This is a genomic window from Sphingobacterium sp. SGL-16 (assembly GCF_011043515.1).
Taxonomy (GTDB): domain Bacteria; phylum Bacteroidota; class Bacteroidia; order Sphingobacteriales; family Sphingobacteriaceae; genus Sphingobacterium; species Sphingobacterium litopenaei.
The window spans coordinates 61,499-77,099 of sequence record NZ_JAAKGQ010000013.1 but is presented as its reverse complement, the minus strand read 5'-3'; the positions used below and the strand labels follow the sequence as shown (position 1 = coordinate 77,099).

Sequence of the window (15,601 nt, the reverse complement as noted above, 5' to 3'; positions counted from 1 at the left end):
AGATACGGATTACGACTTCCTTTGATCTATTTCAATGTGACATCTAGATACACCGAATGTCTTCCGTATGTATCATAGAACGGTTTAAATTGCACTCCATCAATTTGGAATTCTAAAGTTTTCGGATCCCCTTGTATAGTCTTACCCAAATCTTTAGCATTTAGCGTCACTTTTCTCCAATCTACTCTGGCTTCCGGTTCTTGTGCGGCTAATAAAATCGGACCATAGAAAAGACTAGCTATATTTTGCTGATCCATTACAGGATCTAAATGGAAATCAAACGGCATTTGTAGTTCAATCATATCGCCATTTTTCCAATTCTTTTGCAAGGCTAAATAAGAGCCCGCTTCAGCTTTAACCAATTCTTGTTTACCATTTATCTTTACCACAAAACCCTTTTTTGCCCATTGTGGAACACGCACGTTTATAGTAAAATTACCTTCACCTTTTACCACTAAACGTGTTTGATCTTCTTTTGGAAAATTAGTAATCTGCTCGATAATAACATTGCGTTCTTTCCAATCCAATGTGGAAGGAATATATAGATTCACATAGAGAGACTTATTGTCTGTACTTCTGTGATAAATAGCATTTTGCAATTTGGTATTGCTTTCAATGGCTGTTCCGTTACAACATGTAAACCCTGTCATATTTGGATTGCCAAATTGTTTGATAGATCCAGGACGAAGCGGTACATGGTACGTATTTGCTGGCGTATTTTCATCAACCGAAGCTAAAATATGATTATACAAAGCGCGTTCGTAATAATCCATGTACTCTGCCTTTTGATCAAACATAAATAAGTTGGAAGTCAGCTTCAACATATTATAAGTCGCGCAAGTTTCATTTTGACCACCTGCCGAGAATCCATTCTCATACAAAGTAGAAGGTTCCTTGGTGAAACATTCGGCATTTGCTGGATTGCGCGCTCCAGCCACACCACCAATACTGTACATATAATCATTTACGGCTTTGTACCAGAAATTGTCAGCGACTTTGTAATATTCTTCTAGATTCGATACGCGGTACATTTCGATACTTCCTACAATCTGCGGAATATGCTGATTAGAATGCAATCCACGGAAAGAATCCACATTCTTCGCAAGTCCATGTGCATGATCCGCATTCCCAAAGAATAAATCTATATTATCAAAGAGCTGTGCCGTTTTAAGGTATTTACTGTCTTTTGTAATGGCTGCTAGATGTGCTAAAGTTTCATTCATACCGCCAAATTCGCCAGCGATATAGGTATTCCACATACTGATTAATGTTTCTTTTGGCAATGCATTCAACCGCACATGCACCCAATCTGTCATACCAATCGCAATATCCAAAGCTTTCTTGTTTCCGCTTACCTCATATACATCCAAAAGTCCAGCTAATATCTTGTGCAAAGTATAATAAGGAGCCCACACCTGATTTTTTTGTCCGCCGTATTTAGCCCCCTTCTCCAACATAATAAATTGGTCAGGTGGATAAGCACTTATAAATCCCTTTCCCCAATTCCAATAATCCGTACGAATACCCTCAACACTCAAATCCGAATCATAACCTTCTCTATATGGTCCTACCGGAACTTTCAATGGATCGGCTACTGATTCACCATTGTTATTTGGCTTACCTGAAAGTTGCGCCAAATCATATAAAACATCCACCATATAGGACATTTTCTGTGCGAAATTCTTATGTAACGTCTTATCTGGTTTGGTACTAGCATAAGCTTGTGCCAATGCGGTTAGGTAATGTCCGGTTGCATGACCACGAAGTTTGGTATCCTGACTGTCCCACACTCCCAACGGTTTAGCATCTGCTGGTTGTGATTGTCCAAAAGCATTTCGGAACATATACAAGAAGGAGTTAGGATCCGTGTTGGCTAATGTTCCTAAGAATTTATCTCTATTTTCAATAAACTTCGTTTGTTGGTTATTCGCATCTGTGTTCAAGGAAACCTGTTCCAATGGAAAGGCTGTTAATTGTACTGCAGGAACTTTACTATTGGCATTTGATTTAACAGTTACAATAGCTTTTGGAATCAGAGATGATCCTGGAATTTTTCCATTAATGGTATATTGACCAGCTTTTAGAACTTCGGCATTATCAATTGGCGCAGGCCAAATGACACGTACCTTAGGTCCAACCATATTGTCTTTGTATTCGCCTTGGATAAAGCTTGGCAATCTTGGTAATTCACCCACTTGTGTTTCGACCTGTACATCCGAAACCTTCATTAAATAGCTATTATACAATTGAGTTTGTGTAATAGGAAATTCTGGAAGATTGTCTTCCACTTTTCCCATGCGGCTTTGATCTTGACGTACGCCTTTTACCACATTATTATATATTCCTGCTATTTGTCTTTTACTTAGTGGCACACGATAAATCCTAAAATCATGCAATAAACCATGAAGTGGAGTCTCTTTCTTCAACGCGGAATTTCCAATCCATAAGGTAGAACCTTCCAGAGATACAGAGCCAAATAATTTAGCGAAATCAATAGTAGAGCCTGTTTTTTCGGCTAATAATTTATTGTCGGCATACAAACTTATTGTTTTTGCGGGAGCATCCAATACCACCACTAAATGGGACCATTTATTTAAAGGAAGAGAAGCCCCTTCTAAGTTTATACCTGCAAAACTAACATACAGTTTTCCCTTTTCTTGATAAGCAGAAAATAAAGACTTCTTATTTTTTCCAAAATCAAAAATAGTTTGTGCTTTAGAATCTGATTTAGAAAATATCCAAGCAGAAATACTCAAGGATTCTATATTTAACAAGACATCACTTGGCAAGGACAAGGATTCTGAATTCTTATTTTCAAAAGATAAGACTTTAGTGAATTTACTGTCAGTAACGAATTTCGGCTGACCGCCTTGATAAGTAGCGTGCAAATTGTTGCGGGACCAATCTTTAAGATCCCCATTGAAAATATAACGCGAAACCATTCCTGTTTCACCGATACCATCTAATATTTGGTCACCACTTTGTGCCTTTACCATATGGGAAAAACACATAATAATTAATACAGGTAAAATCTTTGAAAATACTTTTATAGGCCTCATGATTAGTCAATTGAATAGAACTGTAATTATCAATCTAAAATTAGCTAATATCTACAACCTTAGGTATGTTGATATTAGCTAATTGCAATTGAATTTTAACCGGATTAAGACAATCCTAAAACAAAAAATGGCTATAAAATTAATTATAACCATTTCCCGTTTGTGATAAATATGCTTAATATGAATATGCTAATTAAACTTCACTTTTATCTCTTTTTGTTCTAACCAAGGCGATGAAAGAATAATCCTTCCTTCGTTTTCATTGGAATTATTTGCTTTGAAGTAAATAATCATACGCCCTCTGAAAACACGGTGACGATTATCGGTATAACTTGTCATATCCGAGTTATTTCCGCCTTCCATGCCCAATAAGCGAATGTTGCGTGTAGATTCAAATGTAATTTCATCTTCTGCCAAAAGCACAGGAACACCATTTTCATCTACTAATTGAATTTCAAGCTGACCTACTTCTCCATCTTTCGATATAGTAATTTCATCTCCTTGCTTGACAAAGATAGACTCTGGTCTTTTGCTTGTTTTCAGTTCTTGTCTGGATATTTCTTTTCCATTGGCATCCAATCCAACTGCGATTAATTGACCGTCTTGATAAGGGATATCCCAAAATAACACGCCAAACTTACCTTTGTCTGATTTCTTGTCGCCCACGACCTTTCCATTCAATTCAAGATATGCCTGAGCAGCATTGGTATAACACACAACACGGATCAATTGACCATTTTTGTAGTTCCAGATAGGCCAAGCATCGATAGAAGGCTCTTCATTTTTTCTACGTTCGTTGATTTGCAACACAGAAGTGTTATTATCCCAATTTGCACCTTCCAAAGGATAAGTTCCAATATAAACCATCGGTTTGTCTGACCACAAAGATTGTCTAAAATAACCTCTTGGTTTGATGTATCCTCCAAGATCCAACAATCCCGAATAAAAACCTCTAGAAGGCCAACGTCCTGATTCTCCTAAATAATCAATACCTGTCCACAAAAATTGTCCAAAAATAAACTCGTTATCCGCAACAGCTTTCCAAGCTTCCAACTCATGTCTATTTTCACTTCCATAAATCACACGGTTGGGATATTTTTTATGATCTTCATGGTATTTACCTTCAGTATAATTATACCCTGCAATATCTAATGCTCCAGGATATTCTGTTTCATTAGACATCGCAACACCAGCCAAACCAGCCGTTACGGGTCTGCTCAAGTCATATTTTTTCACAACTGCTGCTAACTTTTTAGCAATAACACCTAATCGCATCGCATCCGGAGCATCTTTTTTGTAACCTCCGTAAATTGCTTGTGTAAATCCTTGATTTTTGTCTCCATTTAAGATAGGATGCGAATAAGGATCATTTGGATAATCTACTTCGTTACCTATACTCCAAGCAAAAATTGATAAATGGTTACGATCTCTTTTGACCATACTAGCTAAATCTTCTTCTCCCCATTTTTCGAAGAAATCATACGTTCCCTGAAAACCTGGAGTCCCCACATTCCAACCTTCAAGCCATTTCCTTTTCGGAAATTCCCATTCATCAAAAGCCTCATTCATTACCAATAATCCCAGTTCATCACACAATTCATAGATAATAGGAGATTGTGGATTATGACTGGTTCTTACTGCGTTTACACCGATTTCTTTCAGATTTAATAATCTTCTTTTCCATACTTCGCGATAAACTTCAGCACCTAACACCCCTGCATCATGATGAAAACATATACCTTTCATTTTCATCCATTTATGATTCAAGGCAAAACCCTTATTGGGATCAAAAGTAAATTTGCGGAATCCTGTTTTCACGGTTGTGCTGTCTACCAACCTGTCTTTGTCAAAGATTTTAGTTTTCAATTGATATAAAACAGGAGATTCTAAAGACCATAGTTGAGGTTTAGTAACTTTCAATTGCGTTTTGAAAGCGGCTTTATCATTTGCTTTTATGGCATACGAAGCATTATTTTTTGCCACAACTTTTCCTTGTGGGTCTAATAATTCGTACTGTACTTTCACATTTTTTGCTTGGCTAAGTTCATTTACCAAGTTCAATTCTATTTGCAATGTGCCTGCATCTTTATTCAATTCAGGATAACAATAAAGCCCCCACAAATCAATATGCAATGGTTCTGATTTCACTAACCACACATCACGATAGATTCCTGATCCAGTATACCAGCGCGAATCTGCATCTTGGCTATGATCTACGCGAACAGCAATGACATTTTCTTCACCATATTTTAAGTGAGGAGTCATATCGTACATAAACGATATATAACCATTTGGTCTATGTCCTAAAGGCTGTCCATTGATATACACATCGCTACGATTGTAAACACCTTCGAAGTATACAAAAACTTTTTTTCCAGTGTCTTCTTTCGGAATGTTTACAACTTTGTAATACCAACCTATTCCGCCAGGCAAATAACCAGTTGCAGAAGCTAAGGAAGGATTCAATGTTTGTTTTACAGTCCAGTCATGTGGCAGATCTAATCGTTGAAACGAACGATCAAACTGTTGTTGATTCTGTCCATTTTGGATATCATTTAGTTTAAAATACCATCCCTGGTTAATATTTGTTGTTGTTCCAAAACCAGGTTTAGCGTGTAAAATGTTTGCGAAGCAGCAAAAAAATAAAAAGGTAATTAGTGCATTAAAAAAAGGTTTCATTATAGGCTAGGTTTTACTGGTAAAATATTTCCTTCACTGTCAAAAGTCAATGGATCAATACAAACTTCTCGGTGAAATCCCGCTGCATCTCCCATATGGATTCCATTTGGAATGCTAAAACGGTGGTAAACAATATACCATTCGTCTTTTCCAGGAACTTGGATCACCGAATTATGACCTGTACCAAAGATACCACTTGATGGATCTTTTTGCAAAATTTTATTGTTTTCAGGAACAATAATTTTACCAGTAGGGGAATCCGAATAGCCATATCGCACGCTGTAGTTTTGGCTTCTTGTATCATCTTCTGACCAGAAGAAATAGTATCTACCGTTTCTGTAAATTACAAAAGCTCCTTCGCGGAAAGTGCCATTAGGTGTAATGACTTTCATCGTATTTTTCTTAATACGAAGCATGTCCTTTTCTAATTCTGCGACAGCTAAATAGCCATTACCCCAATACAAATAGCTCTTTCCCGATTTGGGATCATTGAATACAGCCGGATCAATTTCCTGACCACGGTTGATACCTTCAGGTTTGAAATCTATCAAAGGTTTTCCGGAATCTTTGAATGGTCCTGTAGGTTCGTCAGCTACTGCAACACCGATCTTCTGCGCTGCGGTGAAGTAATAGAAATATTTATAGTTTTTGCCTATTTTTTTCTCTGTAATCGTCGGTGCCCAAGCGTTACGGTTACCCCAAGGCACATCTTTTTTCAAATCCAAAATTACGCCTTCGTCTTTCCAGTCTTTTAGATTTTCAGAAGAGAAAGTTTTGAAATAATAACCTCCCCAACCGTCAAAACCATCACTGGTTGGATATAAGAAGTACTTTTTGTGTTTATGTGAATAGATGATATCTGGGTCTGCATAGTAACCTTCTAAAACTGGATTCTGCGCTTTAGGAATTTCAATACCTTCAGGTTTACCCCATTTATTGGTCAAGGCGATTAATTCGGATCTAGAAAGCGGAATAATAGAACCATGTCTAGGATGGAAATCCATAGAAATCTTTTGGTCAATCAGATGAAATCTATCTAAATCTGTACTTTCACAAAAATCATAACGTCCCTTATGATATACATCATACATCAAAATGTATTTGTCCGAATGATTTAATTTGAAGATACTTGATCCTTCTACCGCATCACGTGTTTGTTGTTTGTATCCCGGTTGTTCTATCCATTTTCCTGATGTCAAAGAATCTGTAATCGCTAAGCGCAATCCATTACCATGACCTTCTGTTTTGTAAAACATGTAATACAATCCATTCTTATTGATGATGTCTCCATCTATACAAGACTTTCCATTCTTTGGAATAAATAACGGTTTAGGTTCTGTTTCCAAATCTGTAAAATCAGCATTGGCATAAGAATAATAAATAATATCAGGTCCATCTCCGTGTTTCATCGACCAATAAACCATATATTTTCCTACAGCTTCATCATAAATAGTTTGAGGTGCCCAAACACGTTTCAAATCTTCATGGCCTTTGAATCTTTTTTGAATATGAATGTTGGAATGTGTCCAGGTCAGCAGGTCTTTTGATTTCAATAAAACCATAGCACGATTGGAATCCCAACCTTTAGATGACGTCATATCCGTCAACACCATGTAGAATGTTTTATCATCGTGACCACGTAATACATGCGGATCACGTACACCTCCTGTCAGACTTATTTCGGACGAATTTAAGACAGGTTCATTCTTATTCAAAGCCTTAAAGTTGTAACCGTCCGTACTCACAGCATAACAAACGACTTCATTTTCTACTGCATTACCTTTGAAATAGGTAAAAAGGTATCCCACATAATCCTTTTCGGACGGACCTGATTTGTACTCCTGGGCATTGGTCCCAATACCCATAAATTGAATAACCAAAATGAGTCCCACAATCATTTGGTTCGGTTTAAATTTGATTAACTTCATAATATTAGTTCAAGCTTTTTTATAAAAAGTTTCTTATTGTATTCCTTCGGTAGTCATATTGATTCGTTTTATTGTGCCATCATCATTATATTCCAACAAATCAACACATACGGAGCGACTATAGCTTCCGCCATCTGTCTGAATTCCACCATTGTGATATAAGAAATACCATTTACCTTTGTATTCTACAACGGATTGATGATTGGTGTTACTATTTCCAGCAATTTCATTCAAAATACCTTTATATTCATAAGGCCCCTGAATATTATCAGCCATAGCGTAAGCTATTTTTTCTGGAAATTCAGTAGCATAAGTTAAATAATACTTTCCTTTATATTTATGAATCCATGGAGCCTCGGTAAATGAAAATCCATCGAAATTCACTTGTTTTATTTCCCCATCGATTTCAATCATATTGTCTTTTAGTTTGGCAAAATAACATTCGCGATTACCCCAAAATATCCAGGGTGTACCATCATCATCAATGAATATAGCAGGATCAATACATGCCCAAGAATGCGTGGAGGCAAAACAGTCTTTGTTGGTTAATAAAGGTTTTCCCAAAGCATCTTTAAAAGGTCCTTCAGGACGATCCGCTACAGCGACACCTATACCCGTCCAGTTCGTACTGATGTACCAATAATATTTACCATTGCGCTCGGCAACATGTCCAGCAAAAGCATCACCACTTTTTGCCCATGAGAAATCTTCAATTTTTAATGGAACAGGATATTCTGTCCAAGTTTTCATATCGGTAGTAGAGTAAACCAACCAATCTTTCATCACGTATCCGCGCTGACCTCCCGCAAAATCATGCCCCACATACATCCATAAGGTATCACCTTGGACTAAGGCTGCTGGATCTGCTGTATAATGATGCTGAATGATAGGGTTGCCTTTGGATTTAAATACATAACGATCACCTTTTTCCGTTGGCTGTACTAATTCTGGTAAAACACCTCCCCACTTGCGGTCTAAATTTCTAGCTTCCTCCTTGGTGATGGAAATAATACTTCCATGTCGAGGATCAAAATTCTTTGTAAAAGATTCGGGCTTTTCGGTAAAAGTCGCTAAATCTGTACTTCGTTGGAATTCATAGCGCCCATCTGAATATACATCGTACATCAAAATGTACTCGTCCGAATTATTAAGTTTAAAAATACTAGAGCCTTCTACTTTCGTATTGGTTTTGGCATAGCTATCTAAATAACCATCGTTTTCTTGCCATGGTCCCCATAAGGATTTGCTAGTGGCGACTTTAATTCCATTTTCAAATTCTTTACCATTCGCATCTTTTGTATTTCCTTTATAAAAGAAATGATAAATTCCTTTGTCATAAATAATATCACCATCAATGCCTCCAAATTTAGGGCTAAAAAGCAATTTTGGCTCTGATTCAAATCCTGTAAAATCCTTATTAGCATAGGCAGCATAAAAATCTAGCTTTTCATTGTGATGATAGCGAACAGTAAAATACACTAAGTATTTCCCTTTCTTTGCATCATAAAATGTCTGTGGAGCCCACACCCATTTCACATTGGCAAATTTCTTAGGATAAGATTTTTCTAAGTTGATAACTTGATGTTTCCAATCCACCAGATTGTCCGAATACATCATAACAATACCTGGATTCGTATCCCACCCATCTTTAAACGTTTTCATATCTGTTGCCACAAGATAAAAACCTTTTTCTGCTCCTCGTAACAAATGCGGATCGCGAATACCACCCGTACTAGCGATAGTATCAGACGAAATAACTGCAAAATTATTGTTTATGGCTTTCCATTTTATGCCGTCTGAACTTGTTGCAAATCGCAGATGTTCTCGCTTCATCGGATCCGATTTACCTTCAAAATATGCAAATAAATAGCCTGCATAATGTGGCTCTTTATTCTGCGCATGCGCGTACATATAAGAACCTAAAATCAATAATAGTGGTATTAAAAATTTATTTAGTTTCATGATTGGTAGTATGTATTTCGATTACTTAATCGAACTTTTGAGCTAATAATCTAACTTCTTTAATTTTCGGCACTGAAATATTTCCCTTAGCTTGTAATGTAACTTTTATTTTATCTTCAATTTGCGGCAGCACATAATAGCGACCATTTTCTTTTTGCTCATCAACTTTTAAAATCTGACCATCCACAAGTACATTATAATCTTTATTATTACCTTCCAAGTCCGAAATCCATAGATACTTCGCTCGTTTATTTCTATTGGTCAATTGATAAGAAAACCAACCTGTTGCATTACGCCATTGCACCCCATTATCCGAACCAATAGTCGACTGATCATACTGTATACCATGATCGGATTCTGACTGCTGTTGTCCACATTGAATATGATCCACTGTCAATGCATTTATACGTCTTTGGTAATCATCACGCTCGTACTTCACTAATTTTTGTTCCAACTCACTGCTTGACTCTACTTTGGGCCAATAAATAATATATCGGCTGTCATGCAGTTGATAAAAAGGAATTAATTCCATTTGGGTTGGTTGATTTTTCACTTGAAGACTATTCAACTGGAAGCGTAGATCACGAGGTGAAACCATTTCAACATGCTCTTCTAAAGTAGAAGCCTGCGAAACCAAATGCGGTATTTCGGTCATGGAAACTTGATCTCCTTTAGCAATATGCCCTCCGCGGCTATCATCTGCCAACAAGCCTAACATTCTGCTTGTATCTGTTTTTGCTGCCAATACCACTGGACCATATCGAAATGCATAATATGGAGAATGATCTGGTAACTGCTCTACATTTACTTCTACTGGAAATTCAATTTCTACTTTATCATTATTTTTCCACTTACGATTTACCGTAAAATAGCCTAAATCGTCTTTAGAAGATTTAAAGCTTTTGCCATTAACCTTTACGGTTAAGCTTTCATTTTTCACCCAACTAGGGTATCTGATTTTCAAAGCAAAATCCTGCGATTTCTTTGTTTTGATTGCTAATGTTGATTTGCCTTCTTTAGGGAAAACAGTACTTTGAATCACTTGTAAACCTTTCTCCTGCCAATTTAATTCAGAAGCCACAAAAAGATTCACAAATAATTCTTTATCGCGATGTGCGTAAATAAGTTCACCGTATTTACTATGGTTCTCAATTCCTGAACCCACACAACACCAAAAACTGGTATGAGGCTGCGAATACACGCGATAATGTGAAGGACGCATCGAAGTAAAGTATACCAGTCCACCATGCTCTGGATGTTGAGAGGAAAGAATATGATTATACATGGCGCGTTCATAATAATCTACAAACTTGCTATCACCGTCCGACTGGAAAAATTGCGTGCTTAGCTTCATCATATTGTAGGTATTGCACGTTTCGGGACCTTCAATATTTGACATCATATTCGAAAAATCTGTCGACGGATGGAAATGCTCACTTGCACTATTTCCGCCGATAGCTACCGAACGCTTATTGACAACGGTCTCCCAGAAAAAACGAGCACCATCATCCCAATCCTTCTTACCCTCCAAGTCCGCAATACGTTTGGCACCTATTATTTTTGGAATCTGTGTATTGGCATGCTTTCCGGTCAATTCATCCTTGTGAGCTACTAGAGGATTTAAAATCTGTAAATGCGTAAATTTTTCTGCTAACTGCATATATCGTGGATCATTAGCAATGACTGCAGCATCAGCAAATACTTCATTCAATCCACCATGCTCACTGCGCAACATATCTTGTATATGCTCATCAGACAAACCACTTACCAGATCAACTCCCCAATTGGTAAGCTTGATCAGCATATCCTTTGCGTCTTCGCGACCTGCCAATGTATAGGCGTCGCGAAGGCCAGCATATATTTTGTGAATGTTATAAAGCGGAACCCAACGTCCATTAAGATCAAAACCTCCAGCTCTTATTTTTCCTTGTTTTACATCTGACCAAAATTCTTGACTTCTCGGCACTCCTCCAATATATCCTGTACCTAGATTGTCCTGACATCTTTTGAGTTCTTTCAAGACATAATCCAGTTTCTCATAGGCCGCTTGATCTCCTGTAGCCGCATACAACAAAGCCAAAGCAGAAACATAATGGCCGCCAATATGACCATCCAAACCAGAATTTTCCCAATTTGTATAACTCGGTTTTTTAGGAGTAAGGCCTGCTTCTCTTAAATAAGGAGCCAATAAACGATCAGCATCTAATTCCAGCACATAGCGTTTATTAAGATTCTGCGCATGCAGAAATAAGTCATCTTTCAACCTTACGTCCGATAACTTAAACAAAGAAATGGATGGGCTAGTTTGCTGTGCCTGTACTGTTGTGGATAAGACTAAAGCAGTCGCAACAGCAATGATTTTATTTCTACATACAAATCTTTTCATGGCTATAATTTTATTTTTAGAAGGTTTACAGATTTAGCTCCCACAGTATATGCTAGCTTCTTGCCTTTATAATTTACCGTTGAATTCACAGGTGTTACAGAAGGTGATTTTCCGACTTCATTGAACGCTAACGGATCATCATGATGTAATAGCGTTACTTCTGCTTGTCCAGCTGATTTCTTAATGCCTTTTAAATCGATAGTAAGCTGCTCATTCTTTTCACCCACATTGATGATTTTTAAAATCAGCTCATTTGATTTTTTATCTACTACAGCCGAACCATACAAGTTATCTTCCCCTGTCAAGGTCTTACCATCACGTAGTAAGGAAACCACATCAGTACCTTTGTTCGTACTGTACATTTTTTGCACATGATAACTTGGAGTCACATACACATTTAAATTATCTACCCAAATCAAATCTGGAGTCCATTGCCATCCATCGATATGTGCAAATAAAGGTGCATAAGAAGCCAACTGTACCACATCTGCATTACGCTCTACACCTGTCAAGAAAGCAGCTTCGGATAAAGCAGCTTCCCAGTTGTTGCGATACTCTGGTTTTTTATTGTTTTTACTATGCGAAGCATATTCCCCCGCAAAGATTTTAGCACCATTTCGATCGTAATTATCATAACGCTTCGCATTCGATAAAAACCAATCTGGATCTCTGTAAAAGTGCTCATCAATAATATCAATCTTCATGGCACGCAATTCCTTATCGAGGTATTGGAAACGTTCACCTTCTGGATCCGTTCCCGAACTTGCTACAATTTCAATTTCAGGGTGATATTTTTTCAATGCTTCCTGAAATACTTTTAGACGCTCTATATATTGAGGACCCCAGTTCTCATTTCCGACACCTAACATTTTTAAATTAAAAGGCGCAGGATGTCCCATATCGGCACGCAATTTACCCCAAGGTGTAGTAACCGAGCCATTTGCGAATTCGATAAGATCTAATGCATCCTGTACATACTCATCCAATTGGTCCAATGGCACCACTTCGCCCGTATTGAATTGACAAGCCATACCACAGTTCAAAATAGGAAGCGCTTCTGCTCCTAAATCTTCGGCCAATAAGAAGTATTCATAAAATCCTAAACCAAATGTTTGGAAGTAATCTGGAGTTAAACGGTGTGCAAACTCTGTATTCCAGCGATTTACAATAAGTTGTCTATTCTCAATTGGACCTACCGTTTTCTTCCATTGGAAACGTTGAGAAAGATCGAAACCTTCCACAATACAGCCTCCTGGAAAACGTATAAAACCAGGTTTAAGATCTGCTAATGTTTGTACCATATCCGCACGTAAACCTTTTTTGCGACCTTTCCAAGTATCTGTAGGGAATAATGAAATCATGTCCAAATCAATACTTCCCTGCCCCTCAAACCAGATTTGCAAATTTGCTTTTTGATCGGTTTTGCTTGAAGTAAAACTCACTTCTTGATATTGCCATTGATTATTGGCTTGTGCAGGTTTCAGTTCGGTACTACCAATTACCTTACCTTCACTATCAACCAATTCTACCCGAATACTAATACCTGCACTAGGTTGGCGATACCACAATGAAAATTCATATGTATTTCCTTGCTTCACCCCCATTCCACGAAAACCTTCGTTACGTAGTCCGATCGAATTTTTTTCTTTTTTGTTGACCTGTAAATATCTGGGATTGGATTCGCTATTCGACTGGCGGTTCAAAATAAGATAGTTACCTTCTTTCACAGGTCCTAAATTTTTCCAACCCATCATCGGTCTGAAGAATTCGAAAGATCTATTTTTGATAAGTTCCGCATAGATACCACCATCGGCACCCATATTAATATCTTCGAAAAATACACCCCACATATTTGGGTTTACTTTAGCTATAGAATTATTGACATCTACCACCAAAGATTTTTGCTGTGCAAAACCAAATTGTAGGCTCTGCATCGCCAAAGCTGCTATTGCAATATATTGTTTAAGTTTCATCTTGTTCATTTTTTGGTTAATGTTCCTATTTTAAGCTAAGAACTACGACAGAGAAAGGAGGCAATTCTACTTTCAATTGATTGTTTTTAAGTTTAGCACCAGTAAAAGCTGTTGGCTTAATTTTGTCAGGAGCCTGGAATGTATTGTGATCCGTTAGCGTTTTAGAAGTTAATATTCTTCCGCTCAAATCTTTATAATTTTTATCCAGATCAATCACAATTTCATGCTTTACAGTAGCATCAATATTCACGAGAGAAATATGTGTTACGCCTTCTTTATTTACAGAGGCTGATGCATGAATAGCTGGAATTTTTTCATTGCCAAAGGCAAAATCTTTACTTTCTACCGATAGAGGTATCAATGTCGCATCTTGGTGCACCTTGTACATTTCCATTACGTGGTATGTTGGCGTTAAAATCATTTTTTCACCTTCTGTCAAGATTACTGCCTGCAACACGTTTACAGTCTGTGCTAAGTTTGCCATACGCACACGCTCAGCGTGATTATTGAAAACATTTAATGTCACACCTGCAATCATGGCATCACGCATCGTATTTTGTTGATACAAAAATCCTGGATTAGTACCTTTTTCAACTTCGTACCAACCGCCCCATTCATCTACAACTAACGCAATACGTTTTCTAGGATCATACTTATCCATAATGGCAGAATGCTTATTCACCAATTCTTCCATATGCCAAGCCGATTTCATTGTCTTGAAATATTGTTCATGGGTAAATCCAGTAGCAGGACCTTTTTTATTCCATTCTACATTGGAATAATGATGCAGCGCAAGACCATCCACTAAGCTATGTGGAATTTTCTTCATTAAAACCTCAGTCCAGTTATAATCACCGCCATTGGCTCCTGAGGCAATACGGTACAAACCACCGGTGTTAGTCCAATCCGACATAAAAGTTGCATACTTGCGGTATACGTCCGCATAATATTCAGGTGTCATATTACCACCACAACCCCACGCTTCATTTCCTACACCCCAGAATTTAACTTTCCAAGGATTTTCTCTTCCATTCTTTTTACGTAAGTCCGCCATCGGGCTAGTTCCCGCATGATTCACATATTGTACCCAATCTGCTAGCTCTTGCACTTCACCACTGCCTACATTTCCTGCTAGATAAGGTTCTGTCTCCAAAAGCTCACACATATTCAAGAAATCATGTGTTCCAAAGCTATTATTTTCTGTCACCCCACCCCACCAAGTGTTTACTATAGTAGGTCTTGACTCTTTTGGACCAATACCATCTTTCCAATGATATGTGTCTGCAAAACATCCACCTGGCCAACGGAGATTAGGAATTTTTAGTTTTTTCAATGCTTCTACAATATCATTACGCACCCCAGCAGTATGCGGAATAGTGGTATTATCCTCTCCCACATAAAAACCGCCGTAGATACAACGTCCTAAGTGTTCGGCAAAATGACCGTAAATATGTTTGTTAATAGTGATTTTCTTATCGGAAGTATTGAACTTAATCGCATTGGTCGACACTTGCGCCGATAGAGACTGCGAAATAAATAGAATACCGAGCATGGCACTTGTTCGAAGTGCTTTGCCATAAAATTTCTTTTTCATAATAGATGTTTTTTAATTAG

Annotated in this window: 7 protein-coding genes; all 7 read right to left on the bottom strand. The window is 37.6% G+C overall.

What is annotated here, in order from left to right; genetic code table 11:
- Positions 1-26 precede the first annotated feature (26 nt).
- The 7 genes from G5B32_RS06790 to G5B32_RS06760 all read right to left on the bottom strand — a co-directional run bounded on the left by G5B32_RS06790 (position 27) and on the right by G5B32_RS06760 (position 15,581).
- Complete coding sequence (locus G5B32_RS06790; RefSeq protein ID WP_240899016.1) at positions 27-2,996, bottom strand: beta-L-arabinofuranosidase domain-containing protein; 2,970 nt, start codon at positions 2,994-2,996, stop codon at positions 27-29.
- Between the two features lie 252 nt (positions 2,997-3,248).
- Positions 3,249-5,738: a sugar-binding domain-containing protein gene (locus G5B32_RS06785; RefSeq protein ID WP_165290787.1), complete on the bottom strand. Its 2,490-nt coding sequence runs from the start codon at positions 5,736-5,738 to the stop codon at positions 3,249-3,251.
- The gene (locus G5B32_RS06780) at positions 5,738-7,666 is read right to left on the bottom strand and encodes a family 43 glycosylhydrolase (RefSeq protein ID WP_206366815.1); all 1,929 of its coding nucleotides are present in this window, start codon (positions 7,664-7,666) and stop codon (positions 5,738-5,740) included. Before G5B32_RS06780 ends, G5B32_RS06785 begins: the two co-directional genes overlap by 1 nt.
- A 33-nt stretch (positions 7,667-7,699) precedes the next feature.
- On the bottom strand, positions 7,700-9,628 hold the full coding sequence (locus tag G5B32_RS06775; RefSeq protein WP_165290786.1) for a family 43 glycosylhydrolase: 1,929 nt from the start codon (positions 9,626-9,628) through the stop codon (positions 7,700-7,702).
- 25 nt (positions 9,629-9,653) lie between these two features.
- Entirely contained in the window at positions 9,654-12,014 is a 2,361-nt protein-coding gene (locus tag G5B32_RS06770) for a glycoside hydrolase family 127 protein (RefSeq protein ID WP_165290785.1), read from the bottom strand.
- 2 nt (positions 12,015-12,016) lie between these two features.
- Positions 12,017-13,987 carry an alpha-L-arabinofuranosidase C-terminal domain-containing protein gene (locus tag G5B32_RS06765; RefSeq protein WP_165290784.1) on the bottom strand — a complete coding sequence of 657 codons (1,971 nt, stop codon included), beginning with the start codon at positions 13,985-13,987 and terminating at the stop codon, positions 12,017-12,019.
- 25 nt (positions 13,988-14,012) lie between these two features.
- Complete coding sequence (locus G5B32_RS06760; RefSeq protein ID WP_240899015.1) at positions 14,013-15,581, bottom strand: alpha-N-arabinofuranosidase; 1,569 nt, start codon at positions 15,579-15,581, stop codon at positions 14,013-14,015.
- Positions 15,582-15,601: the final 20 nt, after the last annotated feature.